The sequence below is a fragment of the Euryhalocaulis sp. genome (assembly GCF_013911995.1).
Taxonomy (GTDB): Bacteria; Pseudomonadota; Alphaproteobacteria; order Caulobacterales; family Maricaulaceae; genus Euryhalocaulis; species Euryhalocaulis caribicus.
This window is the reverse complement of sequence record NZ_JACESD010000005.1, coordinates 14,570-38,478: the sequence shown is the minus strand read 5'-3', so window position 1 is coordinate 38,478 and position 23,909 is coordinate 14,570. Positions and strand designations below refer to the sequence as shown.

At 63.6% G+C, this 23,909-nt stretch carries 15 protein-coding genes and 1 tRNA gene; 4 read left to right on the top strand and 12 right to left on the bottom strand.

Going from position 1 to position 23,909, the window contains the following annotated elements; translation table 11 throughout:
- Positions 1 to 43: 43 nt before the first annotated feature.
- On the bottom strand, positions 44 to 2,443 hold the full coding sequence (locus tag H2040_RS02235; protein WP_287154035.1) for a glycosyltransferase: 2,400 nt from the start codon (positions 2,441 to 2,443) through the stop codon (positions 44 to 46).
- Positions 2,444 to 2,700: 257 nt separating this feature from the next.
- Here H2040_RS02235 and rfbA point away from each other — a divergent pair, with 257 nt between their 5' ends.
- Complete coding sequence (gene rfbA, locus H2040_RS02230) at positions 2,701 to 3,567, top strand: glucose-1-phosphate thymidylyltransferase RfbA (RefSeq protein WP_287154033.1); 867 nt, start codon at positions 2,701 to 2,703, stop codon at positions 3,565 to 3,567.
- On the opposite strand, the gene H2040_RS02225 is transcribed toward rfbA, so the two are convergent.
- From H2040_RS02225 to H2040_RS02200, 6 genes are all read right to left on the bottom strand, one after another.
- Positions 3,564 to 4,538, bottom strand: a complete 975-nt coding sequence (locus tag H2040_RS02225; protein ID WP_287154031.1) for a hypothetical protein — start codon at positions 4,536 to 4,538, stop codon at positions 3,564 to 3,566. The two genes, rfbA and H2040_RS02225, sit on opposite strands and share 4 nt — an antisense overlap.
- A gap of 15 nt (positions 4,539 to 4,553) precedes the next feature.
- Positions 4,554 to 5,501 (bottom strand): NAD-dependent epimerase/dehydratase family protein, encoded by a 948-nt coding sequence (locus H2040_RS02220; RefSeq protein ID WP_287154028.1) that lies wholly within the window; start codon positions 5,499 to 5,501, stop codon positions 4,554 to 4,556.
- A 65-nt stretch (positions 5,502 to 5,566) separates the two neighbouring features.
- Positions 5,567 to 6,835 carry an FkbM family methyltransferase gene (locus H2040_RS02215; protein ID WP_287154026.1) on the bottom strand — a complete coding sequence of 423 codons (1,269 nt, stop codon included), beginning with the start codon at positions 6,833 to 6,835 and terminating at the stop codon, positions 5,567 to 5,569.
- Positions 6,819 to 7,880 carry a hypothetical protein gene (locus tag H2040_RS02210; protein ID WP_287154023.1) on the bottom strand — a complete coding sequence of 354 codons (1,062 nt, stop codon included), beginning with the start codon at positions 7,878 to 7,880 and terminating at the stop codon, positions 6,819 to 6,821. Before H2040_RS02210 ends, H2040_RS02215 begins: the two co-directional genes overlap by 17 nt.
- 11 nt (positions 7,881 to 7,891) lie before the next feature.
- Positions 7,892 to 10,987, bottom strand: coding sequence for a rhamnan synthesis F family protein (locus tag H2040_RS02205; protein ID WP_287154020.1), 3,096 nt, complete (start codon positions 10,985 to 10,987; stop codon positions 7,892 to 7,894).
- 40 nt (positions 10,988 to 11,027) lie between these two features.
- A complete protein-coding gene (locus H2040_RS02200) occupies positions 11,028 to 12,080 on the bottom strand; it encodes a class I SAM-dependent methyltransferase (RefSeq protein WP_022697004.1) in 1,053 nt (350 codons plus the stop codon).
- Positions 12,081 to 12,297: 217 nt separating this feature from the next.
- Between H2040_RS02200 and H2040_RS02195 the strand changes: the two genes are divergently transcribed.
- Entirely contained in the window at positions 12,298 to 15,522 is a 3,225-nt protein-coding gene (locus tag H2040_RS02195) for an amidohydrolase family protein (protein WP_287154016.1), read from the top strand.
- A complete protein-coding gene (locus H2040_RS02190) occupies positions 15,523 to 16,011 on the top strand; it encodes a c-type cytochrome (protein ID WP_287154013.1) in 489 nt (162 codons plus the stop codon).
- A gap of 82 nt (positions 16,012 to 16,093) precedes the next feature.
- Here H2040_RS02190 and H2040_RS02185 read toward each other — a convergent pair whose 3' ends face one another.
- The 4 genes from H2040_RS02185 to H2040_RS02170 all read right to left on the bottom strand — a co-directional run bounded on the left by H2040_RS02185 (position 16,094) and on the right by H2040_RS02170 (position 22,452).
- A complete protein-coding gene (locus tag H2040_RS02185; protein ID WP_287154140.1) occupies positions 16,094 to 18,970 on the bottom strand; it encodes a S8 family peptidase in 2,877 nt (958 codons plus the stop codon).
- A 325-nt stretch (positions 18,971 to 19,295) separates the two neighbouring features.
- Positions 19,296 to 19,372, bottom strand: a tRNA-Ile gene (locus H2040_RS02180).
- A 70-nt stretch (positions 19,373 to 19,442) separates the two neighbouring features.
- A complete protein-coding gene (locus tag H2040_RS02175; protein WP_287154011.1) occupies positions 19,443 to 20,594 on the bottom strand; it encodes a M15 family metallopeptidase domain-containing protein in 1,152 nt (383 codons plus the stop codon).
- A 31-nt stretch (positions 20,595 to 20,625) separates the two neighbouring features.
- Positions 20,626 to 22,452, bottom strand: coding sequence for a L,D-transpeptidase family protein (locus H2040_RS02170; RefSeq protein WP_287154009.1), 1,827 nt, complete (start codon positions 22,450 to 22,452; stop codon positions 20,626 to 20,628).
- Between the two features lie 254 nt (positions 22,453 to 22,706).
- On the opposite strand from H2040_RS02170, the gene H2040_RS02165 reads away from it, so the two are divergent.
- A complete protein-coding gene (locus H2040_RS02165; RefSeq protein WP_287154007.1) occupies positions 22,707 to 23,414 on the top strand; it encodes an SIMPL domain-containing protein in 708 nt (235 codons plus the stop codon).
- Between the two features lie 22 nt (positions 23,415 to 23,436).
- Here H2040_RS02165 and panD read toward each other — a convergent pair whose 3' ends face one another.
- Positions 23,437 to 23,802: an aspartate 1-decarboxylase gene (panD, locus tag H2040_RS02160; RefSeq protein ID WP_022696997.1), complete on the bottom strand. Its 366-nt coding sequence runs from the start codon at positions 23,800 to 23,802 to the stop codon at positions 23,437 to 23,439.
- Positions 23,803 to 23,909: the final 107 nt, after the last annotated feature.

Below are 23,909 nucleotides of genomic sequence, written 5' to 3'. Positions count from 1 at the left end.
AGCGCGTTCAATCACCACACATTAACCAGTGTATTCCGGGCGTCTAGAACGCCAGCGCTTCAGACAGCTGTCTTGCGAACCGGTCCTGACTGTAAATCGACCCGATCAAGACGCTTCCACGTTCCGCACGCGCCAGCGCCGCGCCGTAATCTCCATGCACGGCGCGCATCTGTTCAACTGCTGCGTCGGGATCGGGTTCCGCCCAATCTCCCAGCGATTCCGTCTGGTCCATCTTTTCATAGGGAACGGGCGTGAGGCTGGCCGCGACCGGATATCCCGTTTCCTCCGTGCAGAAATCGCGCGGCCCGGAAAAATCGGTGGAGACCACGGGAATGCCGAGCGCCAGAGAATGCGCCAGCCCGTAACCGAATCCTTCGCCGCGATGCAGCGAGAGAAAACAGTCCGCCCCCGCAATCATGGCCCAGTATTCCTCCGCCGGGAGGTCTCCCAATACGATTTCAACACGGTCGTCGCGGGCCGCCAGATTCTGGATCAGCGGCCAGTCCTCGCCCGCGCCCCAGTGATCCTCGTCAATACTGCGGATTTTCAGAACCAGCCGCACGTCCCTGTTTCCGGGAAAGGCCTTCTGGAACGCCTGAATGGAGCCGAGCGGATTCTTGCGCGCCAGGCCCGAATGGACATCGGCGATGGAAAGAAACGTGGTCGGCCCGGACCGTCCGGCGCGCGCCAGCCCTTGCGGAAGATCGATCGGCAGGCCGATGGTCACCACATCCGCGTCATCGCCCAGCGAGGCCCGCACCGTGTCCTCGACAAACCGCGTGGCGGTCACCACCCGGCTGACGCGGGACAGCGCCTGCGCGTGCATTTCCGGCAGTCGCGTTGTCTCCCAGAACGGGAAAGCCACGGTATTACGCCGGGTCAGGTCGGTATATTGCGCCGCATACATATCCAGAATGCGTTGCGCATTGGCGCAAAACAGGATGGTGCCGGTTTCAGGCTTCAGCCGCGAGGTGCGGCGTATGAACCCCGCCACGGGCCGGCTCAGGGCCTTGCGGCCGAAACCATTCAGCGCCGTCGCCGCGCTGCGCGCCACGTCGCCCAGTGAACGCTCGGTCTCTCCGATAACGGCCACGCCCGGTCCGGGCGCGGGAGCGAGGTTTTCGCCATCCCGGATCGCCAGAAGAACAGCGCGCAAGTCTCGGGCGTCCTCCTGACCCGCGCGTTCAAGAACGAAATCCACCCATGCCGGCTCGATCAGACGCCGCGCCCCGGCGGCGCCCGCATCGGAAATCGCGGCCAGCAGGCGCTCTGCCAGCTCGCTCCGGCTTAGGGAGCGCGCGTGAGACTCCCCCGCGTTGTCCAGCCGGTGCGCCGCCCAGCGGTTTATCTGCAGGCCATGGAGCGAATAGGCGGGTTCGGTCAGGCTGGCGCAATCCACGTCCAGACCCAGACGCAACCACCGCCAGCCGCCGGGCAGGATGCGATTGGCCAGAGCCGCGGTCCGCCGCCAGCGTTCGGAAGTCTTGAGTTGATCATACAGTCCCGAGCGGCGGTCTTTCCAGAATTCCAGAAAGAACAGCAAGGGGGCCTGAAAACCGGAAATCGTCTCCAGCTGGGCCAGCGCCTGAACATAATCATCTTCAACGATCAGGTCTGGCGACAGCCGCCGCAGCGTCCGGTAGATCGCCAGATGATCCTCGAACGGCCAGTTGTCGGCATTGACCGGGTTAGAGGCCGGCAGCTTGGCGGCGAACATGTAGCGGCTCAGGAAACAGCACCCGGCAGATGCGGGCACGCTGTCCGGCGGCGCGCTGGCCGATAGCCTTTTTTGCGCGGCTTCCAACGCATCCTGTGAAATCGCCCCATCAAGCGCGGGCTTGAACTCCAGCCGCTTTTCGCCGGCCTGTACAGTGACCCTGTCCTGCGCCGTCAGCGCACGCGGCAGGCGCACGCAGCGCATGGAAAAGCCGGGGCGAACAGGCTCGGCGTCCATGACCGGATCGTCATTGACATGGATCCGGATGCTGCAATCGGGATCGCCTTTCCGGACAATGCCGATCAGGACGATTTCATCGCTGGCATATTCAAGGGGGTTCAACACCCGGACAACCGCCGCGCCGCCATCGGTCCGGGCCGAAGCGGAAACCGCCGCATGATGTTCAAGCGCGGAGAACGCCCCGTCGATAACATTCAGGAAAGACGCCAGACGCTCGCCCTGCGGCTGAAAGTGCCCGGAGAACAGCGCCGCGCCTTCCGCCAGCGCCCGGACCGGAATGCGCTCCAGGCCGCCCTCGAACTGATAGATCAGGTTCCCCAGCAAGGTGACCGGATCGCGGCCCGCGTCGCTCAACAGCTCCCGCGCCCATTCCAGTTCCGGCTTGTAGGGATGACGCCCGGCCAGAAGCTGATAGAGCCGCGCCAGGAACGCATCCGTCGAAGCCGGCGGACCGGGACGGTCAGGGTGCTCATTCAAACCGGCCATAAATGCTCCCCGAACGCCGCCTTTTTACAATCCAGCTTTGCCGGCCAAATGAACAATCCAAGATGACAGCGGTTTGAACCGTGCCCAAAGACCGCGTCAAGATACAGACCAAACTGCGCTTACCCGTGTAACGTAAAACGGCGCTTCGATGCGGGCCTCAAAACCCTGCTGTTCAGCCTCGCGGCTTGAAGGCCGGGGATAAACTTGGCACAGCGGCGCGGTTGGGCGGCTTTGAAGATTGGAAAAGGGGAACACGGGTGAAGGGAATCATACTGGCGGGGGGCAGCGGCACGCGGCTTTATCCTTTGACCATTCCGGTGTCGAAACAGGTCCTGCCTGTCTACGACAAGCCTATGATCTATTATCCGCTCTGCACGCTGATGCTGGCCGGAATCCGCGAAATTCTGGTGATTTCCACCCCGCGCGACGTGGAAACCTTTGAAAATCTGCTGGGCGACGGCTCGCAGTGGGGCGTGCGCATAGAATACGCCACCCAGCCCAAGCCGGAAGGACTCGCACAGGCCCTGATCATCGGCGAGGAATTCACCAATGGCGATCCGTCCTGTCTGGTTCTGGGCGATAATCTTTTCTACGGCGCAGGGATGACCGCGCTGCTGAAGCGCGCGGGGGAGCTGACATCGGGCGCGACCGTGTTTGGCTATCGCGTCGAAAAGCCGTCCCGCTACGGCGTTGCGACGGTCGACGACGCCGGCCGGGTCACCTCCATTGTCGAAAAGCCCAAGGACCCGCCCTCCAATCTCGCTGTCACGGGCCTTTATTTCTATGACGGCAAGGCTGCGGAAATGGCGCGGTCCCTGAAGCCCTCGCCGCGGGGCGAGCTGGAAATTACCGATCTGAACCGGCTCTATCTGGAGAAGGGCCAGCTTTCCATGGAAACCATGGGGCGCGGCTATGCGTGGTTCGACATGGGCACGCACGACTCGCTGGCCGATGCGACCAATTTCATCCGCACGATCGAAACCCGGCAGGGCCTGAAGGTCGCCTGCCCGGAGGAGATCGCCTTCCATAATGACTGGATTTCCGACGACCAGCTTACGCGTCAGATCGATGCGCTGGGCCGCAACAAATATGCGGGCTATCTCTCCCGCCTGCTTTCCGGCTAGCGGGCGGGATTCTTTCCGCGCTTCTCGTTCGCCATCAGGTGCAGGACATAGCCCATCGCCCGGTAGAGCCGGTCGATATCGCTCTCGCCGGATTCATCGGCCGGGGGCTCCAGCCCGAACAGCGCGTCATGGTCCACGTCCGGCGCGAAACGCCGGCGCAGGGTTTCATTGCTCTCCCGGAACGAATCCATGACGGCTTTCGCCAGCGGAAACGGCATCCGGCCTGAAACGAACGCCTCTTCCGGCAGGCGGTCTTCCAGATAACGATAGACGACATTGTCGTGCGGCCCTTCGAACAGGAAGGGCGCGCGCTGGAACACCTCCATCAGGGCCGGGTCGAAACCCGGATTGATGCGGCCCGGGCGCGCCAGCCCGTCCCCGTCAATGCCCGCGCGGGCGCAGAAATCGGTCAGCAAATCGCCGCCCGTCAGCGTCTTCTCGTTCAGCCAGACCATTTCATAGGCCTCTTCCGGGATCGCCGATTGCGTCCAGGCCGACCAGATCCCTTTATAGTCGGGCGTGGTCCGGCTCAGGCATTGCTCCACCCATTCCTCCAGCGTCAGGCCCGCCTTGACCTGCCACTGCTTCCACGCGGCGTAGATCCACGCATCCTGACGGCGCACATAGTGCAGGACTTTCAGATCGAACCTGTCCGCCATTCCCTCGAACAGGTCCGCCCGCTCCCGCCGCCCCAGTGTTTCGGCGGAAATGACCGCAATTTTCACGCGCCGATCCTGCGAGGCCTTTTCCAGGGCTTCGCGGATGCCTGCGCCGGCCGATACAGGGTCCTTGGCCTTGTCCTCCAGCCAGAAATTGGGCGGACGGCGGATTTCAGCCTCGTTCGAAAATTCGAAATCCTTGCCGGCCGTGGCCACGCCGCGCTCCAGAAGCGCCGCCTGATTGTCGATCAGGAAGCGTTGAATGCTGGAGCTGCCGGCCTTGCTGTGGCCGATATGAAGAACAACGCGCATATTTTCTCTTCTGGTTTACCGGCCGCGCCAGGCGTGATGAGCGGCGTAGTGCTCGAAGGTTCTGTTCAGTCCGTCGCGAAACGCGACGCGGGGCCGCCAGCCCAGCCGCGCCCGGGCGCGGCTGATGTCCAGAATCACGTCCCGCACCTCCTGCGCCCCCGCTTCCTGATGGTCGATCTCCGGCTCTGTCCCGCTCCACTGGCGGAAAGCCTGAAGAATATCCTGCACGGAATGGCCCCGGCCGCTGCCGATATTCAGGGTCAGACCGGACGTATCGGGCGCGGCGATCAGCGCCTTTACCGCCTCGATCACATCGTCTGCATAGACATAGTCGCGCTTGGCCCGGCCCTCACCGAACAGCTTGAAGGCGCGGTCCTCGAACACCGCCTCCAGCAGCGCCGGGATCACGCCCTGGCCGCGTTTCACCGGCTGGTCGGGGCCGTAAATATTTCCCACGCGCAGGATCGAATAATCCATGCCCTTCGCCGCGTGAAACATGCTGAGATAGCGCTCCAGCGTCAGTTTCGAGGCGCCATACGGGCTGATCGGACGGGCCGGCGCGTCTTCCTGGATCGGCAGACGGTCGGCATTGCCGTACACCGTGCCCCCGGATGAGAAGAAGATGAGCTTGGCCTGCGACCGCTCGGCCATGCGCTCGAAAAACGTGATGTGCGGCAGCAGGTTGTTCTCGACATCCTCCGCCACCGCCCCTTCCGCATTGCGCGGGGGCGTGGCGTTGATCAGGTCGATGATGATGTCGGCCTTGCGGCAGATATTGACCATGCGGTCGGTTTCATTGAAGTCGGCGGAAATCAGGTCGCCGCACGGGCAGATTTGCGCAAAACGGGCGGCGTCCAGATTGCGGCTGACCAGCGTGAGATGCGCGCCCGCCTCCCCGGCGAGGCCCTGGCTCAGCTGGCGGCCGATATAGCCGTTCGCCCCCAAGATGATAATTCGCTTCATGCCAGCCCTGTTTGTGTGCCCGCGATGCACTCTACCTGCGGATAGAACATCATCCAGCCGCTTGGTCACCCCTTGGCGGACGCGCGGCTTGTTAGCGCCCCGGCCCAGCCCGCCGCGTGCGCCGCAAGTTCTTTCAGTCCGGCCTGCCGGTAGGCCCGCTGTAGAAGAGCGATATGGTTCGCCGCATAGGGCGCCAGCTCGGCCAGCCGCACGGCGTGGCGCAGCGCCTCGCCCGTCATGCCGGCCTGATGCGCAGCCTGACAGGCCATGTGGCGGTAGCGCGGCGCGGCCGGGGCCAGCGCAATAGCGGCCTCCGCATATTTCACCGCCGCCGCCGGATGACCGCGGCGCATTTCGCAGACCCCGGCCAGATAGGACGATACCGGATTGGCGGGGTCGAGGCGGTGAAATATCTCCGCCTCCGCCGATGCGCTTTCCGGGTTCCCTGCGGCCAGGTGGATCTGGGTCAGGCGTTCATGCGCGTCCGGATTGCCGGGCGCCAGATCGATAAAGGCCCGCATTTGCTCCGCCGCGGATGCATAATCGCCCGCCTTGTGCGCGGCGGCGGCGCGCAGGGATGCGGCCACGGCGGCGCGGGCGGCGTCATCATGGCGCGTCGCACGGGTGAAGGCATAGACATCGCCATGGATCAGGTCGGCGCGCGGATGCAGGCCCGCCGCGGCGAAATCTTCCGCCGCTTTGATCGCGCCCTCAGCGCCCAGAATTTGCGGATGGATTTCCGCCACCACCGCCTCTGCCGGCCCCAGAGCGTCACAGGCCGCCAGCGCCGCCTCGCCGCCTTCGATGTCCATCAGGATGACATTGGCGCGGCTATCGGTCAGCGCGTCGGCAAGGGAGACGGTCTGGACCTCGATCATCCCGCGTCCGGCCTCGACATTTTCATGCAATGACCCGGCGAGGAAATTCTCGTTCGCGCGATACTGAACGCTGTCTCCGCCCTGCGCGGTGACCGCGGCCTGTATCAGGCGCACCGGCATTGCATTCAGTCGGAAATTGCGCGCCGCCGCGTCTGCGGTCTGCGGATTGGCTTCATAGCTGACGACATTGTCCGGCCCCAGGATGCGGGCCGCGTGCAGGGCGACCACGCCGAAACCGCCGCCAATCTCCAGCAGGCGGTCGCCCGGCTTCAACAGCGCGCGCAGCACGGCGATCTCGGCGCGCTCATAGGCGTCATTGGCCAATGCCAGCGCGATGGTCTCGTCAATCAGGCCCGGATCGTCCGCCAGATCGAATCCCCCGCAGCCGAGCCGCCAGGGCCTGCGGGGCGGATCGTATGGCGGGGCGGTCACTTGCGGCTCAGGAGTCCGGCTCATGCTTGACGCCGAGCCGCTCTTCCAGCGCCGCGATCCGGTCCCGCAATTCCTTCTCGCGCCGGCGTGTCTGTTTGAGGTGAACCGCAAACAGTTTGGCGAGCGTTTCGGCCGGCAGCGCGCCGGTAAAGTCCACGCCGCGGTCCGGGTCGGCTGGCGCATCGTCCAGCGCCAGAGCAGACTTGTCGCCGTCGAAATAGGCGTCGACCACCCTCTGGTTGGAGTCGGCGTAGAGCGTCCGGTACTGCTCGGCCAGTTCGGCGCTCATGCGGTATTTTGGCGCCCATTCCCCGGCCGCCGCCACACCGGCCAGCCACTTGTCCAGCCCGAAATCGCCAAACATGTTGGCCAGCCGCTTGAATTCCAGCAAGTCGGCGGGAAGGCTTTCATTGACGCGGCCTTCGCCATTTTCCAGCTCGCCCGCTTCCAGAATGTCGGGCCGGTCCAGCGCCTCGAAAAAGCTTTTCTGTACGGTCTGGTCGCGCGCCGCCCTGTCATAACCGATGGCGCGGATGTTCTCGCGTCCGAAGCTCTCCGCCCAGGCGCCCAGCACCTTTTCCCAGTCCAGTCGCTCGCTGTAGTTCGGCGCGCGGACCGGCTCCCGGCGATTCATGGCCTTCACGTCCTGATTATAGCCGGACTCGGTCAGGTAATCCTGACGGCGCAGATAGATGATAATCTTGCAGGGAAGCCCTATGCGGTCGGCGATCTGGGCCTTTGCGCGTTCGGCCAGCCCCATGGAGAGATATTCGGAGGACAGAACGATCGTGCCGAACTGCGGCTGCGACAGCGCGTGTTCGATATCCTTCCAGACGTCCTGCTCGTCGATCCGGCGAATGCCCTGCACGTCCGCCGCCTTTGCGCGGGCGTCATCGGGCAGCGTATCGACGGCGACGCGGTGCGCGTAGATCTTGCGGGACGGCGTCCAGAAACCTTTTTCCAGAAGGTCGCCGCGATGTTCCTCCATCAGGCGCTGAAGATATGACGTGGCCGTCTTCGGCAGGCCGATATGCAGATAAAGAGTCTTGTCCGGTTGTCCTGACGCCACGTCTGTGCCCTCTAGAAGCCGGCTGCGCGGCGGTCGGTTCTGTCAACCGTGCGCCAGTGATGCCCTGTCGCCTCACAGACGACCGGGAGCATCCGTTCGATCGCATGGAGCATGGTGCCGTCATAGGGCAGCGGCTCCGCCGGGAAATCGGTCCAGTCGAATTTTTCATCCAGCATGGGCTTCAAGGCCGCCGTTCGCGCCCAGAACATGTTGCCCAGCGGAAATTCTATGACGTCGGGCAGGGCGTCCGCCGCCAGACCGATCCGCTCGGCGAACCGCGCCGCTTCCTCGCGGTTTTCCGTCCAGCCAATGATGTGCGGGTCTTCCGGGAAGACCAGACCCAGCGTCTGATCCTCCGCGAAAGCGGTCAGGATGGTGTTCAGCGCCGCGCGTCCGCCGAGCAGCCGGTCGATCATGTAATCGCGCCACACATCGCCCTGGTCCGATTGCAGGTCGGCGCTCTTCTTGCCGTGAATATGGCCAACGACATCATACTCGCTCCACTTGCCCGGCCAGGCCGCCAGGAAGGGCCCGATATCGCGGCCGCGATTGGGTACGTTCTTTATCTCCACCTTGCCGTTCCGGTAAGCGGAGAACACGGTTTTCAACCGCTTCGCCTTGTCCTTGCCCGTGGTGGTGATGAACAGGTCACAGGACGCGTCCGCCCCCAGAAGCCGGCTCAGCATGTCGGGCGCCAGCTCGTCATAATGAAGATGGATATGCAGGGCGGTTTTCTGCCCCTCCGGCGGCTCGGACTCGTCCAGTTCCAGACCGCTGACGCAGATGCAGTCATGATTCAGGCCGACATCGCCGCTGCGCGCGATCATGGCCAGGGGATTGTCTCCGCGCTTGCCATGGGTCGCGGCATAGAGCCGGTCATTGAAGCCGCGTCGCGATTTCGCCGGGAACACGCCATGGGCGGCCAGCTTGCAGTACAGCTTGACCAGGTCGCTCTGGCGCGGCGCGATCAGGTTGTTGCGCACCTGCAGCCAGGCCGGCGCCCCCTGATCGAAAAAATCCTTCTGGAACAGGCCGGCGTTCAGGATCGCCTCGGCGTCCGCGGCCTGACGCTGAACGCTTTCCCTGGCCCGGCGCGCCGCCGCGCGGATTTCATCGACATAGGACGGGAAGTCCAGAAGCTTCTCGATCTTCTTCTCGTCGAACTCCGGAATCTCGCCGTCGGCCAGGGACTTCAGCGCCGCCGCGGCCGCTTCCTTGTCCTGATACGGCGCGGCCTGGACCGGGAAGCCTTTGCTGGCGAGGTCCGCAACGCCCGTCGCGCCCTCAAAACACACAACCGGGGTCCGGTGCGCCAGCGCGTCCAGAACCACGTTCGGGAACGGGTCGAGGCGCGAAGGCAGGTAGAAGGCGTCCGCCATCGACCATAGCGTGTTCAGCGAGCCCTGCTCGTCCACGAACACGACCTCGTCCTCAAGTCCGGAGCGCTTGACCTCGTCCGCCAGCCAGACCGAATAATTGATGTCGTTTTTGGGCCGGTAATTTCCCCCGACCCACACGAAGCGGAAAGGCCGGTCCGTCAGCTTCTTGAAGTGGCGCGCGGTGGAAATGAACAGGTCCACGCCCTTGCGCGGATGCACCCATCCCGCGCCCATGACGACAAAGGGTTTGTCCGGGTCTTCCGGCGCGGCGGCGGGCGCGTCATCGTCATCGGCGGCTTCGGGCGCCTCGCCCAGTTTCAGCTTGGCATAGAGCTGCTCGCGCGTCAGGTCATCGTCCGAGGCCTCCGTCGTGCCGATCACGCAGCGGCCCTGATGACGGGTGATCAGGCTGTCGGGGACATCGTCGATCAGGAAGCCTTCCAGCTCGTCAATGGCGCTTTCGCGCACCAGATTGGCCGGGAAGATGGTCACGTCCGACAGCAGCACGCTGCGTCCGATCTTGCCGCGCGGCAGGGAATATTCGGAAAATTCGTGGATCAGCGAGACAATTGGGATGCCCGCCTTGGTCAGCGCCGGGGCGACCTTGTTGGTCTCGACCGAATTGAGAATCGCGTAATCCAGTTCCGCCCGGTCGCCGATCGCCTTGATCACGGCCTCAACCGCGCCGGGTTCAGGAATGCGTTTCAGCGTAAATATGCTGAAATCCGCAAAATCGTCGGCCAGGTCGCCCGGACGCCCCAGCCAGGACACGACATTGTGGTCCCGCGACAGTTCGGCCACCAGATTGAGGCCGAGGATCGGCGCGCCGGTCCGGTTGGCGTCATGACACACCACCAGAACTGTCGGCTTGTTGGGGTCCAGCGTGCGGCCGCCCTTGTTGAACAGATATCCCGTCTTGGGCGTCGCGGCGCGCCCTTCAGAGGCGCCGGCCTCGATGAAATGAAGCAGCGGATTGACCTCCGCTTCCACGATGTCGGGATGGTTCGCCAGATAATATTGCGCGTCGAACCGGGCTGACGGCTCATAGCCGCGGCGGAAGCCGTAAGTGCAGAAATGCACGACCGGATCGAGGTCCGGCGTCTCGTGCAGGTAACGCTCGCGGTAATAATCCTCGTCGAAATATTCGCTGTCGCGCAGGCGTTCGCCGATCCGGTCCGCCGCCTTGAAGCTGGGGTAGGCCCAGCGCCGCTCGTGATGCTCCACATAGTGCATGAACGGGCAGCGGAACGCCGTCCAGTCGGGGTAGTAGTCGCCGTAAAACTCGCCATCGAAGTCCGGGCGCGGGCGAAACCGGTTCAGGACGCCGTGCTTCAGATAATGTTCAATCGCGTCCTGGTCATGCGGCGTGCCGTACCGCTTGCGATAGAAATGGAAGTCGAAAAGCCCGCTGCTCCGGATGCGGAAAGCGTCGGCGCGCAGCACTTCCGGTCCGGGATAACGCCCCTCCGCGCGGCCGCTCAGCACATAATGCTGGAACGGATCGACGTCCGCCGCCTGAACATCGGCATAGGTTTCGACATAGAATTGCGCGTCGAACACCGGCGAGGGGCGCAACCCGTCGCGCGCGCCCTCGGTCATGTAGTGACCGATCAGATCGCGGCGTCCGCCCTCTTGCCCGCTGCGGGCGCGGTAATAATCGTAATCGAACAGGCAGGATCGCTCGATCCGGTCGATGATGGCGTCATCAAGCTGGTCTTCGGCCGGCACAATCTGTTCCTTCTTGATGGGTGTTGGCGCGGAGGCGGAATTATCCGGGCTTCACCATGATGGCGGCGTTCTGGCGGGTAATGAACGTGCCGGGATCCTTGAAGTCGCGAACCTCGAAATACCGCCCCCAGACGCGGCGGATATAGTCCTTGGTATGATAGGCGTCGGCGTAGAATTCGGAGAATACGCCCTGCCAGCGCTGGTGGCTTTCAAATACGAAGCCGCCGTCATTCATCAGCCCCTTGGTGACGCGCTCCACCATTTCCTGGCTGCGCACGAAGGCCTCAAGAAACTCTTCGTTGCGGAACGTCACGATCGCCACGCCCCCCGGCTTGAGAACCCGCGCCCATTCCTCCAGCCACTTGATCTGGTGGTCTTCGTCCAGATGGGTGAGGACGGAGATAGCGTACATCAGGTCGACGCTGTCGTCGGGAATATCGACCGGCGGATACTCGGTCCCGATCAGGAAACGGTGCTCCGGCATGTGCTGGCTGAGCCAGGCGATGGCGTCTTCGTGAAGGTCGCAGCCGATCAGCTTGGCCTTGGTGTGGCGCGGCAGCCCGCGCAGCACGCGCCCCACGCCGCAGCCGAAATCAAGGATGCTGTCGAAGTCCGCGATGTCCTTGCCCAGATCCGAAACAGTCTGGGCGATCAGGTCGGCCTGCCGGTCCCCGTTGCGGATATGTTTCTCGACGGACGGCACGTTTGTGAAGGCCTGGATCAGCCAGGCCGGCGGGACCGGACGGTCTAGCGCGTCCCGGGGCGGATTCTGAAAGCTTTCGTCCGCCCGCGGATCCTCCAGCGGGGCCGCGCGCACCGCGCCAGTCGGCAAGACGGTAAATTTCAGCGGCTGGCCCGGCGTCAGGCCCGCTTTTTCAAGCTGAGCGGGGCCAAATTTGACATTGCCATGGGCGGCAAACTCGGTGTCCGGTTTGACCTTCGCAAAGACAAATTCGCCGTTGCCCAGCGGAATGGCCGCAACCGGATCGCCCGGCGCGAAGCCGGCCTCTTTGAGGACGCTTTCAGGAACAGGGACTTCCTTGGGCCGCGCGCTGGAGGAAAATGCGACGGGCTTCAGGTCGGAATCTTTCATTGAACGTACCAGGCTCGCTTTTTCACGCCGGTCGGGAAGGCTGGCGTCATGCCTCCGTTTCCGGCCATTCCATGTCTTAGGCGGTTTCGCGGGGCAAAGGCAAAAACAGTTTCACGCCTATCCTCCCGTGCGCTCGATAGCCGCCTTGTGACCAGCCGTCCACGCACCTAAGGTCCGCGGCGACAAATCAATAACTTCATGTTCGGGGAGAGGGACGATGAAACTCGGCGCCGCCGCCGCGCTCAGCGCGTTTTCGATTATGGGAGCCACCGCCGCCGCTCAGGATGGCGATTCGGACAAGCCGGAATGGGATGTCGCCAATCCCCCGATGGAAACGCGCGAGGTTTCCATCGACGTGACAGAGGGCACATGGATGAGCCTGGATGTCAGTCCGGACGGGCAGACCATCGCTTTCGACCTGCTGGGCGATATCTACACGATGCCGATGTCCGGCGGCGACGCCACGCCGATCTCCAGCGGCCTGCCCTGGGAATACCAGCCGCGCTTTTCCCCTGACGGATCACGCCTAGCCTTCACCAGCGACCGCGGCGGCGGGGACAATATCTGGATCATGAACGCCGACGGCTCCGACCGCCGGCAGGTGACCGAGGAGACATTCCGCCTTCTCAATAATCCCAGCTGGAGTCCCGACGGAAAATTCATCGCCGCGCGCAAGCATTTCACCACTTCGCGTTCGCTGGGGACCGGCGAGATCTGGCTTTATCACGTCACCGGCGGCGGCGGCGTGCAGCTGGTCGAGAAGCCAAGCGAGGAGCACCAGAAAGAGCTGGGCGAGCCGGCCTTCTCCCCCGATGGCCGCTATGTCTATTACTCCCAGAACGTCACCCCGGGCGGGACATTTATCTACGCTCAGGACTCCAATACCGACCTGTTCAATATCAAGCGCTATGACATGGAGACGGGCGAGATCGACACCGCCGTCTCCGGCCATGGCGGCTCTGTGCGTCCCGAACCCTCCCCGGACGGGCGTTATCTGGCTTTTGTCCGGCGGGAGCGCGCCAAATCCAGACTCTATCTGAAGGATTTGCGCTCCGGCGAGACGTTCAAGATTCATGACGCCCTGGATCAGGACATGCAGGAAACCTGGGGCGTACAGGGCATGTACCCGAACATGGACTGGACCCCGGACAGCCAGGCGCTGGTCTTCTGGGCCGGCGGCAAGATCAAGCGGATCGATATCGACAGCCGCGAAGTCACGGAAATTCCCTTCCGCGTTCAGGATTCGCGGCAGGTCATCGACCCGCCGCGGCCGCAGATCGATGTCTTCACCGACACGTTCCAGACGACCATGCCGCGCTTCGCAGCGGTATCGCCGGACGGAAACCGCGTGGTCTTCCAGTCCCTGGGCAAGCTCTACGTCAAGGACATGTCCGGCGGCGGTCCGCGCCGCCTGACCGGCAATGACAGCGACCGGCGCGAGCTTTTCCCCGCCTGGTCGCGGGATGGAAGCCGCATCGTCTTCGCCACATGGGATGACGAAGATCTGGGCGCCATCCGCACCGTTTCGGCTTCGGGCCGGGGCGAGCGACTGGTCACCGGCAATCCGGGCCATTACCGCCGCCCGGCTTTCTCGCCGGATGGAAACACCATCGTCTTCGAGAAGGGCGAAGGCGGCTATTTGACCGCCCCCGAATGGTCGGAAGGCAGCGGCGTCTATCGCGTCCCGGCCGGCGGCGGCGAGATCGAGCGCGTCTCTAAATCCGGCAGCGAGCCGCATTTCGGGGCCCGCGGCGACCGTGTCTTCATGACGGTTTACGAGGATGACAAGCGCCAGCTGATCAGCACGGACCTGAATGGCGAGGCGCGGCGCGTTCACGCCTCCGGCGTCCTGAACGCCGGCTACCGGGTCTCTCCGGCGGGCGATTACGTGATCTTCCGCGAAAACTACGACGCCTATGTCATGCCGCTGGCGCCCGGCCCGCAATCGGCGGACGCCTCCAAGGACGCCAAGGCGTTCCCGGTCACCGAAATAAGCAAGGACGGCGCGTCATGGCCGCACTGGTCCAATGACGGCCAGCGCATCCACTGGTCGCTGGGTCCGGCGCTGTATTCCGCCGATCTGAACGCCATCACCCGCAACGCCCCCGCCGCGGAGGGCGAGAACAACGCCTTCACCCCGCCGGAAAGCGGGGTCTCGCTTTCCATGAGCGTCGATGCGGCCAAGCCTTCGGGCGTGGTCGCCCTGACCGGCGCGCGCATCGTCACCATGACCGATGCGGAGGGCGGCGTGATCGAGGACGGCGTGATCGTGATCAACGGCAACCGCATCGCCGCCGTCGGCGCGTCCGGCGACGTGGAAATTCCCGGCAATGCGGAAACCGTCGATGTGGCGGGCAAAACGATCATCCCCGGCCTGATCGACGCGCACGCCCATGGCGCGCAGGCCGATGACGAGATCATTCCGCAGCGCAACTGGCTGGCCGTGGCGCATCTGGCGCTGGGCGTGACCACCGTGCACGACCCGTCTAACGACTCCTCGGAATTTTTCGCCGCGAACGAACTGCAGCGCGCCGGCCGGTATCTCGGCCCCCGCCTGTTCTCCACGGGCGAGGTTGTCTATGGCGCGAAAGCCCCCGGCTTCTTCGCCGACATTCAGGATTATTCCGACGCGCAGGAACATGTGCGCCGCCTGAACGTGCAGGGCGCGCACAGCATCAAGAACTATAACCAGCCGCGCCGCGACCAGCGCCAGCAGGTCGTGGCCGCCGCCAAGGCGGTCGATATGGCCGTCGTGGCGGAGGGCGGTTCGCTTTATCACATGGACATGGCGATGGTCGCCGACGGCAACTCCACCATCGAGCACAATATCCCGCAATCCATGCTCTATGAGGACGCGCTGAGCTTCTACGGCCAGACGGACGTCGCCTATACGCCGACGCTGGTCGTCACCTATGGCGGTCCGGCGGCGGACCCCTACTGGCGCATGACCGATGATGTCTGGAAGCATCCGATCCTGTCCCGCCACGTGCCGCCGCATGTCCTGCAGCCACGCAATGTCCGCCGCACCAAGGCGCCGGAGGAAGACTTCGCCGATCAGGTCAGCGCCGCGACCGCGAAACTGCTGTCGGAGCGCGGCTTGATGGTCTCCATCGGCGCGCACGGACAGGAAGAGGGTCTCGGCTCCCACTGGGAGATGTGGTCCTTCGTGCGCGGCGGCTGGAGCCCGTTGAACGCGCTGAAGGCCGCCACCATCACCCCGGCCCGCGCGCTGGGCTTTGACCGCGATCTCGGCTCGCTGGAGGAAGGCAAGCTGGCAGACCTCGTGGTTCTGGACGCCAACCCGCTGGAGGACATCCGCAACAGCGACGACATCTCGCATGTCATGCTGAACGGGCGGCTCTATGATCCGGTGACCATGCGGGAAACGGCGACCGGCGATTACGCGCCCGCGCCCTATTACTGGGAAGAGGAGCAGGAATAGATGACAAGACTGACCCTGTTCGCCCTGACCGCCGCCGGCCTCGCGCTGGCGGCGTGCGGCGGCGAGGATTCCGCTCCGGCGGGTGATGGCGCCGCCGGCGGATCCGCCGGCGCGGGCGACACCGCCACGGCCGATCCGCTGGAGGGCGTGACGTTCGAAATCGCGGGCGTCACGGGCGATGCGAAGTCCGGCAAGCGCATTTTCCGCCAGTGTCAGGCCTGTCACACGCTGGAGCCGGGCATGAACCGCGTCGGACCGTCCCTGCACGGCGTCATCGGCCGCGAAGCCGGCGCGGTCGAAGGCTTCCGCTATTCAAACGCCAACGCCAATTCGCACCTGATGTGGAGCGAAGAGGTCCTTTTCGAGTATCTGGAAAACCCGCGCGAGTATCTGCCGGGCACCACGATGTCGTTCGCGGGCCTGAAGGTGGCGCAGCAACGCGCCGACGTGATCGCCTATATCAAGGCCGCCGGCGGCGACGCCGAATAGGCGCTCCGCGCAAAGAAAAACGGGGCCGGATTCAATGGAGGAACCCGGCCCCGCCCCAACGCATCGCGCCGTGGGAGAGTGTTTAAAAGCCGATCCCGAAGCGCGCCCCGACGGTTACATCCGTACCGCCGCGGGACCGGGTTTCGGCCTGGCTGAAGGCGCTGATTTCGCCGCGCCCGTCCATGACCGGCGCTGCATAGAGCGCCTCGAAGACATAGTCGCGGTTCTGGCCGCCTATATCGAAAGTCTCGGTCACCACGCCGATTTCGCCGGTCTGGCGATCCACGACCTGCACCGATGTGTATTCCAGCTGCCCGCTGGAAACCTGCAGCGGCTGCGCCATCGACAGGCGCACCCGGTCTGACTCGCCGAACAGGCCGGTCTTGGCGGCCGCCACGCCGAACGCGGTGGAGGTCAGGCCGCCATCGGCGACCGACAGCACATTGTCCGCCAGCGAACCGGCGCGCGTCCGGCCCACCGTGACCGAGGCCGACAGGTTGACCGTGTCGGTCAGCTGATAGCCGCCGCTGAACGTCGCCGCGTCAGTCACGCCGCCCTTGTCCATGGCCAGAGAACCAAGGCCCTGAATGCCCAGCAGGCCGGAGTTTTCCTGCAGCTGGGTATAGGCCACGCCAAACGAGGCCCGCCCCGTCAGGGCGTAGTCCATGCCGAAATTGATCGCCGAGGCCTTGTAATCCTCCAGCCCTTCGATCAGCGGCAGCTCCTCATTGCTCCAGGGCGCGACATAGAAGCGGTCATTCTGCGTCTCCGTCATGCCGAAGCTGAGGGTCGCCTTCTCGCCCAGCCCGTAGGAGCCGCCGGCATAAGCCCCGCCGGAGGCCAGGCCCAGCACCGGATTGGCGCCGCCCGTGGAGACGTCATAGTCGGAGAACAGGCCGAAACCTTCCTGCCCGGAAAGCGCCATCGCGCCTTCGCCATAGCCGAATTTCAGCGCCAGGCCCGTCTCCGGCTGTTCCAGGCTGAAGCCGGTCTGGAAGGGCAGCGCGCTTTCGGAATAATCCTCGAACGGGCTGCGATTGGCGATCGACATTTCGAAGCGCCAGTCCTGTCCGCGCGCGATCGGCGCGGTGTGCGTCGTCACATCGCTGAAGCTGAAGCCATCCATCCAGTCGATCATCCGCTCATAGAGATAATGCTGGAAGCGTTCGTCCTCGCCGCGGATCTTGGCGGTCTGGCCGATCAGCTGGGTGGACAGCGGAATGGCGAAGTCGCGCCAGGTGTCGCCGATATATTCAAAGGCATAGAAATACATGCCGTCGGCTTCCCAGGCCTCGCGCTCGCTTTCGCTGGGATTGCGGATCTGCGTCGCGCGGCGGCGCTTCAGCTTGTATTTGTGAAGCTCGCCGTTCTTCTTGTATTTCGGGACGTTCTCGTACCAGTAGAGCCGGTTGAAATTCAGCGGCGACTGCGACGCCTCGATGTCCAGCATCCCCCAGCCATAAACGCCGTCCACGCCGGGCTCGCCCAGATCACGCGCCGATTGCAGGATGATGCCCGCGCTCTCTTTCGGATAACGCGACAGCCACGGCCAGCGGTCGTGCAGCAGCGCAATGGCGCCGGTCACCAGCGGCGCGGCGAAGGAGGTGCCGCTGCGGCGGACCAGCCCGCCTTCGCCGTCAGCGACCAGGATCATTTCACCCGGCGCAACCAGGAAGCGGTATTTCAGCTTGTTCTCTTCGTGACAGATCCCGTTATCCAGCAGGCACGCCTCGCCCGGCGTATTGGAGAAGCTGGAAATTTCGCCTGAAGGGCCGACCGATCCCACGATCAGCAGGTTGGGATCGTTCCGGAAATCCCAGTCCAGATCCACGGTCTGCTGAATGCCGTCATTGCCCGCGGCTTTCACGAAGATGACCCGGTCCATCTTCTTGATGACCTTGTCGGAGAAGATGCCGCTCCATTCCTGGTTCAGCGTCCAGCCCGACACGCCCAGCGACATATTGATGATGGTCGATTTCTGCTGCAGCAGATTATAGATGCCAAGGCGGATATCGTCCCAGCCGGCCGTGCCGGTTTCATCGAACGGGCTGTAGGCCGCGACATCGGCGTTCGGCGCGATGCCCATCACGCCCTCGCCGTCATGTTCGGAGACCAGGAGGCTGATCACCCCCGCGCCATGACCGCCCGTCTGGCTGTCATATCCGCCGGCATAGATCAGGTTGTCCGTCAGATCGTCATGGCCGTGGACAGAGGCGTCCAGCAGGCCAATTCGCACATCGTCGCCGCTGCCCTGGATCTGCGTCAGCGCCGGGGACCAGTTGGCCGCGGCCATCCAGTGATCGACGCGATCCGCGCCGGAAAACGCCATCAGCCCGTCATACCAGTCCATGAAGAAAGCCGAACGGTCCGCCGCGTCCAGTCCTTCCAGAGAGCTGGCGTCGGTCAGGTCGATGCCGTGCTTTGCAAAAACGTCCTGTGCAAAGCCGTTCCAGAAGGAAAGCCCGGTATCGGCCTCGACAACCTCGCCCCACACCGCTTCGGACTGGGCCAGCATGGCGTTGAGATCGCTCAGAACCTGCTGATAGTCGGCTTCCGTGCCGCCATCGAACGGGCCGATATCACCCCAGAAAGCGTTGATGTCGCCCCAGAACGGGCCGATATCGCCCCAGAAGGGACCGATATCCCCCCAGAACGGTCCCAGATCGCCATAGAAGGGGCCGATATCCCCCCAGAAGGCGCTGATATCGCCGTAGAATGGATTGATGTCGCCCCAGAACGGACCGATATCGCCCCAGAACGGGCTGATATCGCCGTAAAACGGATTGATGTCGCCGTAGAAAGGATTGATGTCGCCGTAAAACGGATCGAGGTCGCCATAGAAAGGGTTGATGTCCCCGTAATATGGCGTGCGGTCCGTACCGTCCTCGGCGCCCGGTTTTGCGAGAGCCTGCCCGGCGAACAGAACCGTCAGGGAAGCAACGCCAGCAAACAAATGCATCTTCTGCACCGGCCGACTCCTTATTATTTTTAGCGGCGACGACGGAGCTTCCCATAAAAAAACTATTTAAATTCTAATGACTTAGGTTGAAACTTCCTTTCTGATATTATTCGTATTTGATGCAATTCTTAAAACTCGATTAGGCACAAAATCTCCGCCCGCCATTCTCCACTCAAGAAAGCTCTTTGATTTCAGCGGGTTGAAAAATGCCTGCTTGAAAGCGGCGGGTTCCGCTACAGAGCGGCGTCGCGTCTGCCTGGATGGCAGGACGGAAAATGCGTTTAAAACCCGGTTCGCGGGATTAAAGAATTTCCCGCAAGAGGAATGGTGGGCCCGGCAGGACTCGAACCTGCAACCAGACCGTTATGAGCGGCCGGCTCTAACCAGTTGAGCTACAGGCCCACAAGACGCGAAGTCCAAGCGGACCTGTCAGGGTTTAGCGCGGGCGCGGCGGCGGGAAAAGCCGTTGCTGTCAGCGGCCCCAGCGCGCGGCGCGGCCGCGGCCGTCCACATGAATGAACGGGCCATGCACCGCGTTGGCGCCGTAGGAGCCAAGCCCGCCGTCTGGAAGGTCGTCGCGTTCGGCGAACAGCTTTTCAGCATAGTCGTAGAGCCAGTCGGCGTCCTTTTTGTTCAGCTCTCCGTCGCCGTTCAGATCGTCCATCACGCCGTCCTGCGGCGCGACATCGACATAGACGTCGGACGCGTCCCCCCACATATGGCGCGAGAATTCGGTCGCCCCGATGCCGTAATTATAAAAGGGGGAGCGGAAACCGCTCATCACATACAGCGTCTCGGCGTCCGTCACCCCGTCCTCGCGAAGGCTGATCAGCAGCGCCTCCAGGCGGCGCATCATCGGGTCCGTCAGCGCGATATATTTCGGCCAGTGGCCGGGTTGCTGCTTGCAGATGAACTGGCCGGCGCGGAAATGCGGCGTGATGCGGCGGTCCATGTCCTCTTCAGTCAGGCGGATATAGCCGGCCGGCGGGGTGCGCGGATGTTCGTCCATGCGGAACCCGTCTTCTGACCCGTCCTCGAAATTCTTCGCAGGCTCAAGCACGATCGCCGTAACCTGCTGCACGGTTTCGCCATCGCCATTGGTGATTTCGATATCGTGGAAGCCCGTTTCTTCCGGCGCCGTCCAGGAAACCTTGCCCTCGCTCACTTCCGCCAGATCGCCATCCACGCGCAGGGAATGTCCGCCAGGCAGGCCAAAGCGCGCATTCTCGCCCGGCAACAGTTTCACGAACCAGAAATCATAGGGCGGCGCCTCGCCATTGAGCAGCAGCGGCGCATCGTCCGCGGCGCCGGATACAAAGGCGTCGGCTTCCCCCGCAATCGCCGGGCCGGGCGGCACCATGTCGGTCTCAAGCGAATCAGCTGACAGCGACGCCTTGTTCGCACCGGTCAGGCGGGCGGACAGCGCCGCCACCTTTTGTGGCGCGGCGGCGTGTCCGGGCTCACGAAATTCCCGCAGGCCCCGCCGCTCGCCAGTTTCAGGCGGGGTTCGGGGCTGATCGAACGTGACGCCGTCCTGATGACCGGGTTCAAGGTCATCGGCCAGCGCGGACGCAATCAGCGCCGCGCCGGCCACAGAGGCGCACAGGAATATGGCGGCTTTCATCAGGCTGTCCCGTCCGTTCCTCAGGTCCCGGTTATCCAGCCTGCAGCGAAGCATATTGCTCTGACGAAATCTGGGCAGGCTCGGCCATCATGACAGGCTGCTCCTTACGCTGGTAGATATCGCGCCAGAAATAGACTTCGCCGTCTTCCACCGTGGTCAGGTCATAGGTGATCTCGACCGGGATTTTCCAGGCCAGCGGAATGCGCTGGTTGTCGCCGCTGCGGACCGCGCTTTCCACGTCATCGGTCGCGCCGCCGGCGCGGGCGGTCCAGCTGGCGAATTTCACCGGGTCTTCAAGTCGGATACAGCCCGAGGAAAAAGCCCGCTCGTCCTCCGCGAACAGGTGATCGTCCGGCGTGCCGTGCAGATAGATCGCGTCCTTGTTGGGGAACTTGATTTTCAGTTCGCCCAGCGCGTTCCACGGGCCGGCCTTCTGCACCAGACGATAGCGGGAAGGCGCCTCGCTGCTGTGCCAGTTCACATTATAGGCGCTGACGCGGTCACCGGATTCGCGGTCATAGACGATGAAATTATGCGCGTCCGCATAGCCGGGATCGGCGCGGAGCTTGGACAGTTTCTGACGGATCATCAGGCCGGTCGGCACATACCAGCGCGGATTGGCGACGATGAATTCGGCTTCGTCGCTGAAACTCGGCGTCGGCGTGCTGGTCTTGCCGACGATCGCCTTCATGGAAAGGACTTCCTTGCCGTCCTCCCAGGCCTCGGCCTGATAAGAAGGGATATTCACGCGGATCAGCTTGCCGTCGCGGCCGGCGATCTCGCGTTCCGACTGCATCGCGGTTTCAATCCGCGCAATCTTGGATTCGACGGATTCGTTCAGCGCCTCCAGCGTGCGCGGGCCAACCACGCCGTCGCGCTTCAGCCCATGACGGGCCTGAAAGGCTTTCAGCGCGCTCTGAAGCTCCGGGCCGTAAACGTCCTGCCGGGATATGTCGTCCGCGTCCGGGCCCATATCGCCCAGCCGCACAGACTGGAAGAACCCTTGCTGCTCGCTGGCGTAAAAGCCTTCCGCCTCCAGGCGCTGACGCAGCAGGGGAATGCGCGGATCGCTGTCGCCCGCCTCGATCAGCTCGCCGTCGGGCAGGGCGCGCCATCCGCCATCCGCGGCGATGTCGCGATAATGCTCCAGCTCATCGTTCAGCGTGCTCCAGTTCTGACGGTCCTGGTAATCGCGCGGCGCCTGACGGCTGCCGAATGCGCCGCTCACCGGTTCAATCGCCGGTGCGGTGTTGGCGCGGTCAGCGCGGGCGGGCGCGACCAGATCCATTCCGGCGGCGATGTCGCCGTTGGCCGCGGTCAGCAGAGCCTGCGTCGTCTGGGAATGCGCCGGCGCGGCCTTGGGCGAACGCACGGCGGCGCCCTCGTCCTGAAGCCCGCGGCTGACCTGTTCGGCCAGCTGAAGGAAGGCGCAGCTCATGGCGATTTCCGCCTGCGCCAGTTGTTCGGCCGATTGCGGCTGGCGCGGAATGGTCATCAGGGTTTCGCTAAGCCGGGGCGTGATTTCCGCATCATGGCGGCGGGCGGTTTCACGGATCGCCTCTTCAAACGACTGCCCGTCATAGGTCCAGATCGGCTGGAAGAGATTACGCGCATAAGCGGCCCGGGCGGCCTGCGGCACGCCTTCGGAGAGGTTTTCCGCCAGCATGGCTTCAAACGCGCCGTCGGTGATCTGGGTCTCCAGCGCGGAAGATATGGCGGCGGAGGACAAGGCCGTGGAATTCAGGGCGTTTGTATCCTCGGCATTGGCATCGGCCGTCAGAACGCCGGATGCTACGGCAAGGGAACCGATCGCGGCGGCGGTGCTCAGGGCGGCGCTCATGCCAGTCAGGGCTCTCATTATGACGTCTCCGTTTTTATCATCTTGGCCGGAGGAAGGCGGCAAAGCCCTGTTCTGTTCCCGAATCTAAGCCATTCTTTTTCATGTGTTTTTCGATGGAACCATCGGACAAAAAACGCGTTTGGGGCCGTCACATTTAAGGCGGCCGGGTCATCGGAATGTCCCCGCTTCGCCTTGATCCTGTCGTGATTCCAAGATCAATTGGCGGGCGTGAGAGGGACGTTACAACCGCCCGCCCTCTAAGGAGATTTCATATGATACGATCCGCCCTAGTCGCCCTGACCCTGCTGGCCGTTCCGGCCTCGGCCATGGCGCAGAATGTCGATTTGCGTCCCAAGCTGTCGCTGAACGCCACCGGCGAGGCCAAGGCCGCGCCCGATATGGCCACGCTGTCCGCCGGCGTTGTCAGCCAGGCCCAGACCGCCGAAGCCGCTTTGTCCGAGAACTCGTCCAAGATGAACCGCGTGGTGGCGGAGCTGCGCAAGGCGGGCGTCGCGGACAAGGATATCCAGACCTCGAACCTGAATATCAGCCCGGTCTACGCCAATAATCGCGAGAACACCGAAACCGGCCCGCGCATCAGCGGCTATCGCGCCTCCAACCAGGTCACCGCCACCGTGCGCGATCTGGACAATGTCGGCCCGGCGATCGACGCCATGGTCCGCGCCGGCGCGAACAATGTGAACAATGTCGGCTTCAGCCGCGAGAATTCGGACGAGGAAATGGACGCCGCGCGCCGCGACGCCATGGAAAAAATTCTGGAAAAGGCCCGCCTTTACGCCGAGGCCGGCGGCTTCAAGCTTGGCCCGATTCTGGAGCTGAGCGAGAGCGGCGGTTATTACCCGCAGCCGCAATATGCCCGCATGGCGATGGCCGAATCCGCGGACGGCGCCACCCCGGTCGAGCCGGGCGAACTGACCATGTCGGTCAACGTCAACGCGACGTTCCAGATCGAATACTGATTGTTATCAGGAAAGGATCCGGTCAGGCGGCCCTGGGCTGGCTGACCGGCTCGTTCCGCTCGTCCAGCTGCACCACGGTCGGCGCGTAGCTGGCCGCCGCTTCCGCGTCCATCTGGGCGTAGGACACCACGATGATGCGGTCGCCGGTCTGCACCATGCGGGCCGCCGCGCCATTCACGCCGAACACGCGGCTGCCGCGCGGCGCCTCGATGGCGTAAGTCGTGAACCGCGCGCCCGAATTGATATTCAGCACGTCCACCTGCTCATGCGGCAGAATGTTCGCCGCATCCAGAAGATCGCGGTCAATGGCGATCGATCCCTCGTAATTGAGGTCCGATTGCGTCACCACCGCGCGGTGGAGCTTGGCTTTCATCATCGTCAGGATCATGTCGGGTCAGCCCTCATTCCATAAGCTGTCTGGCCTGATATGGGGCTATATAGGGGGCATCCTTCGCAGATGCAAAAAATTCCGGCGCCCGGTTTTCTTGCGGAAAG

Bases quoted from the DNA above. Each gene is read 5' to 3' on its own strand.
- H2040_RS02170 (WP_287154009.1), bottom strand. From the start codon at position 22,452: ATGAGAGCCCTGACTGGCATGAGCGCCGCCCTGAGCACCGCCGCCGCG.
- H2040_RS02225 (WP_287154031.1), bottom strand. From the start codon at position 4,538: ATGCGCGTTGTTCTTCATATCGGCCACAGCAAGGCCGGCAGCTCCAGC.
- H2040_RS02235 (WP_287154035.1), bottom strand. From the start codon at position 2,443: ATGGCCGGTTTGAATGAGCACCCTGACCGTCCCGGTCCGCCGGCTTCG.
- H2040_RS02215 (WP_287154026.1), bottom strand. From the start codon at position 6,835: ATGAGCCGGACTCCTGAGCCGCAAGTGACCGCCCCGCCATACGATCCG.
- H2040_RS02175 (WP_287154011.1), bottom strand. From the start codon at position 20,594: ATGAAAGCCGCCATATTCCTGTGCGCCTCTGTGGCCGGCGCGGCGCTG.
- H2040_RS02200 (WP_022697004.1), bottom strand. From the start codon at position 12,080: ATGAAAGATTCCGACCTGAAGCCCGTCGCATTTTCCTCCAGCGCGCGG.
- H2040_RS02190 (WP_287154013.1), top strand. From the start codon at position 15,523: ATGACAAGACTGACCCTGTTCGCCCTGACCGCCGCCGGCCTCGCGCTG.
- H2040_RS02195 (WP_287154016.1), top strand. From the start codon at position 12,298: ATGAAACTCGGCGCCGCCGCCGCGCTCAGCGCGTTTTCGATTATGGGA.
- H2040_RS02185 (WP_287154140.1), bottom strand. From the start codon at position 18,970: ATGCATTTGTTTGCTGGCGTTGCTTCCCTGACGGTTCTGTTCGCCGGG.
- H2040_RS02220 (WP_287154028.1), bottom strand. From the start codon at position 5,501: ATGAAGCGAATTATCATCTTGGGGGCGAACGGCTATATCGGCCGCCAG.
- panD (WP_022696997.1), bottom strand. From the start codon at position 23,802: ATGATCCTGACGATGATGAAAGCCAAGCTCCACCGCGCGGTGGTGACG.
- H2040_RS02165 (WP_287154007.1), top strand. From the start codon at position 22,707: ATGATACGATCCGCCCTAGTCGCCCTGACCCTGCTGGCCGTTCCGGCC.